The sequence below is a fragment of the Streptomyces palmae genome (assembly GCF_004684805.1).
GTDB lineage: Bacteria > Actinomycetota > Actinomycetes > Streptomycetales > Streptomycetaceae > Streptomyces > Streptomyces palmae.
Genome location: NZ_SRID01000496.1, coordinates 1 through 4,160, shown reverse-complemented (window position 1 = coordinate 4,160; position 4,160 = coordinate 1). Strand labels below are relative to the sequence as shown.

Below are 4,160 nucleotides of genomic sequence, written 5' to 3'. Positions count from 1 at the left end.
CCCGCGTCCCACGCCCCGGCGCCCCCGGCAGCGACGGACGTCTCCCCGGAGGTGTTCGGACCCGCCGTCCGCCCCGGCACCGACCACGTAGGCTGAGTGCGCTTCGGGACCGCGAGGGGGAGTCGTCGTCTATGGATCCGCTGTGGCCGGATGACCCGCGCACGATCGGCCCGTACCGGCTGATCGCCCGCTTCGACCCGGCCCAGGGCGGACCGCCGCTGCCGGAGCGCCGGTTCGTCGGCCGGGGGCCGGGCGGCGACCGGACCGTGCTGCTCGGCGTTCCACTGGCCGCCGACGACGCCGGCCGCTTCGCGGTGGAGGCGGAGGCCGCCCGGCGGCTGTCCGGGCGCTGGCTCAGCCCGGTGGCGGAGGTCGGCGGCGGCGATGGGCCGCCCTGGTACGCCACCCCGTATCTGCCCGCCGTCTCCCTCACCACCGCGCTCGCCGCCCACGGGGGGCCGCTCCCGGAGCACACCGTACGCGCGCTGGGTGCCGCCCTCGCCGAGGCGCTGGCCGGCCTCCACGCGCAGGGCCTGGCGCATGGCGGGATCTCCCCCGGGGCCGTACTGCTGACCGCGGACGGCCCCCGGCTGGGCTGCTTCGGCGCCGTACGGGTGGCCGCGCCGGACGGCGAGCGGCGGTCCGGGCACCCGGGGCTGGCCTTCGGCAGTGTGCCGCCCGAGCAGCTGACCGGCGGCCGACCGCGCCCGCTGGGCGACAGCTACGCGCTGGGCTCGGTGCTGGCCTACGCCGCCACCGGGCAGTTGGTGCCCGAGCGGGGCGAACTCCCCGAGGGCCTGCGCACCTTGGTCAGCCGCTGCCGCACCCGGGACCCGGTGGCTCGGCCGCGGGCCGGTGAGCTGCTGGCCGAGTTGGCGGGTACGGCCGCGGGGGCGCCGCGGTCGCCTGGTCAGCCCTCCCACGGCACGGTGCTGGACGGCGCGAACAGCCTGGCCGGCGCGCTGCTGGGGCCCGGCTGGCTGCCGGGGCGGGTGATCGCGGCCCTCGCCCGGCAGTCCGCCGAGGTGCTGGCCGCCGAGACCGAGCCGGAGGCCGGAGCCTGGGCGGGAGCCTGACGGCCCCCGCGCTCCTTCCCTGCCGCGCACTCCCTCCGGGCCCGCGAACGCCGCGGCAAGCACCTCCCGTGCTCGCGCCCCGGCCCCGTGCCAAGCCGCGGACGCCACGGGCCGGCGGCTCCCGGACTCACCCCGGGCCCGCCGTACGAACCCACGGACGCCACGACCAGGCACCTCGCGCACTCACCCAGACCCGCCCCGACCGACCCGGCCCTACAGATCGAGGCTGACGCCGTAGGCGCGCAGCCAGCCGTCGAGGCCCAGGACGAGTTCGGTGGCCAACCGGTAGGACTCGCCGGCGTCCTCGTCCAGGGCGGCGGAGACGGCCCCGGCATCGAGCAGGGGGTGGACGGGCGCGTCCCCATCGGCGGCGACGCGGCCCAGCGCGGTGCGCAGGGCGGTGGCGTAACCGGGGTCCTGGATGCTGGGGTACGGGCTCTTGACCCGGTCGGCGACCTGGGCCGGCAGCAGATCGCGGGTGGCGGCTCGCAGCAGGGACTTCTCGCGTCCGTCGAAGGTCTTCATCGCCCAGGGCGCGGTGAAGACGTACTGCACCAGGCGGTGGTCGCAGAACGGCACGCGGACCTCCAGGCCCACGGCCATGCTGGTGCGGTCCTTGCGGTCGAGGAGGATCTGCACGAAGCGCGTCAGGTGCAGGTGGCAGATCTCGCGCATGCGCCGCTCGGCGGCGGAGAGGCCGGCGGTGTGCGGGACCTCGGCGAGGGCCTCGCGGTAGCGGGCGTCCTGGTAGCCGGCCATGTCGAGGCGGTCGAGGAGCCCGCGGTCGAGGAGCGAGACGCGGCCGTCGGCACCGGTGCCGTCGACGGCCTGGGCGGCCAGCCAGGGGAAGGTGTCGGCGCCGACCACCTCGGGGAGGTGGAACCACCGGTAGCCGCCGAAGACCTCGTCCGCGGACTCGCCGGACAGGGCGACGGTGGACTGCTGGCGGATGGCCTTGAACAGCAGGTACAGGGAGGTGTCCATCTCGCCGAGCCCGACGGGCAGATCGCGGGCGGTGAGGACCGCGGCCTGGTTGGCGGGCTCGCTCACCGCGGCGGCGTCGAGGACGATGTCGTGGTGCGCGGAGCGTATGTGCTCGGCGAGGGCGTGTGCGTAGGGCCGGTCCGGGGTGGGGCGCAGGTCGTCGGGGTGGAAGTGCTCCGCCTGGTGGACGAAGTCGACGGCGAAGGAGCGCACCGGCCCCCGCCCGCGCTCGGCGAGGGCCCGGGCGACGAGCGCGGAGATGGCGGAGGAGTCCAGGCCCCCGGAGAGCAGGGTGCACAGGGGTACGTCGGTGATGATCTGCCGGGCGACGATGTCCTCGAGGAGCGCGCGGACCCGCCCGATGGTGGTGTCCAGGTCGTCGGGGTGCTCGCGGGGCTCGAGTCCCCAGTACCTGCGGACGGTCAGGCCACCGCGGCGGACCCGGAGGGTGTGCCCGGGCCGGAGTTCGTACATGCCCCGGTAGATGGCGTGTCCGGGGGTCTTGACGAAGGCGAGGGCCTCGGCGAGCCCTTCGGCGTCGACGACGGGTCGTACGGCGGGGTGGGCGAGGATCGCCTTGGGCTCGGAGCCGAAGATGACGCCGTCCGGTGTCGGGTGGTAGTAGAGCGGCTTGATGCCCATGCGGTCGCGGACCAGCAGCAGTTCCTCCCGGAGCGGGTCCCACAGGGCGAAGGCGTACATTCCGTTGAGGCGCTCGGTGAAGGCCTCTCCCCACTCCAGATAGGCGTGGAGGACGACCTCGGTGTCGCTCCTGGTGTGGAAGGCGTGGCCGCGTCCGGCGAGTTCGGCGCGCAGCTCGCGGTAGTTGTAGACCTCGCCGCTGTAGGTGGTCGCGAGCAGGGTGCGATCACCGTTCCGGACCGGCATGGGCTGCTTGCCGCCCTCGATGTCGATCACGGCCAGGCGGCGGTGGCCGAGCGCGGCGTGGGTGTCCAGCCAGACTCCGGCGGCGTCCGGCCCGCGGCGGGCCATGGTCCGCGTCATGGCGTCGAGCGTGCCGCGCTCGGTGGTGAGGTCCTGGCGGTAGGAGACCCATCCGGTGATCCCGCACATGGTCGCGGCCCTCCCTTCGGTCGCCTCCCGGGGGATCGCGGCCGTCCGCCGTGGCCGGTGGTCCGCCCGGGGAAGCGGGCTGCGGCGCGTGCCCCTCGGGCCACCGTGGCATGACCGCCGTACGTCTCCCCTCTGGCCAACGTAGTCGGGCCCGCGAGGTGCTGCCTCCCGGCGCGCTCGGGCTGTCCGCACCTGGTGGCCGGGGCGTCACCCGGCGTGAGTAGGCTGAGGCTGTTCGTGTTCGACAGGGGGAGACACGCCATGGATCCGCTATGCCACTCGTCTGCTCGCCGGATCCGGGGATCGCGCTGATGCTCTTCCCGCTCACCCACGACGACCCCGTACGCATCGGCCGCTACCGGCTGGTCGCCCGGCTCGGCGGTGGCGGCATGGGCACCGTCTACCTCGGCCGCACCCCAGGCGGCGGCACCCTCGCCATCAAGACCGTCCACGCGCGCTACGCGGCCCAACCCGACTTCCGCGCCCGTTTCCGCCTGGAGATCGACGCCGCACGCGTCATCGGCGGTCGGCACGGCGCCCAGGTCATCGACGCCGACCCCTTCGCCGACCTGCCCTGGATGGCCACCGAGTACCTCATCGGCCCCCCACTCGACCAAGCCGTCGCCCTCGCGGGCCCCCTCCCCGAACCCGCCGTACGCGCCCTGGGCACCGCACTGTGCGCCGCCCTCACCCAGCTCCACAACTCCCATGTCGTCCACCGCGACCTCAAACCCTCCAACATCCTCCTCACCGCCACCGGCCCCAAAATCATCGACTTCGGCATCGCCCGCGCCATCGGTGACACCCACCTCACCCGAACCGGAGCCACCGCCGGCACCCCCGCCTACATGTCCCCCGAACAGGCCACCGGACACGAACACACCTCCGCCGGCGACATCTTCGCCCTCGCCGGCGTCCTCACCTACGCCGCCACCGGACACCCACCCTTCGGCACCGGGCAACCCGCCGACCTCCTCTACCGCGTCCGCTTCACCGAACCCGACCTCACCGGACTACCCCCCGCCC

Annotated in this window: 3 protein-coding genes; 2 read left to right on the top strand and 1 reads right to left on the bottom strand. The window is 74.7% G+C overall.

Features of this window, described 5'->3' with window-relative positions:
* Window positions 1-131: 131 nt before the first annotated feature.
* The gene (locus tag E4099_RS29860; RefSeq protein ID WP_135342234.1) at window positions 132-1,076 is read left to right on the top strand and encodes a protein kinase family protein; all 945 of its coding nucleotides are present in this window, start codon (window positions 132-134) and stop codon (window positions 1,074-1,076) included.
* Window positions 1,077-1,289: 213 nt separating this feature from the next.
* Here E4099_RS29860 and asnB read toward each other — a convergent pair whose 3' ends face one another.
* Window positions 1,290-3,134, bottom strand: a complete 1,845-nt coding sequence (gene asnB, locus E4099_RS29855; RefSeq protein WP_135342233.1) for an asparagine synthase (glutamine-hydrolyzing) — start codon at window positions 3,132-3,134, stop codon at window positions 1,290-1,292.
* 272 nt (window positions 3,135-3,406) lie between these two features.
* On the opposite strand from asnB, the gene E4099_RS29850 reads away from it, so the two are divergent.
* Window positions 3,407-4,160 (top strand): serine/threonine-protein kinase (locus E4099_RS29850; RefSeq protein WP_245245303.1); only part of this gene is annotated, 754 nt, incomplete at its 3' end.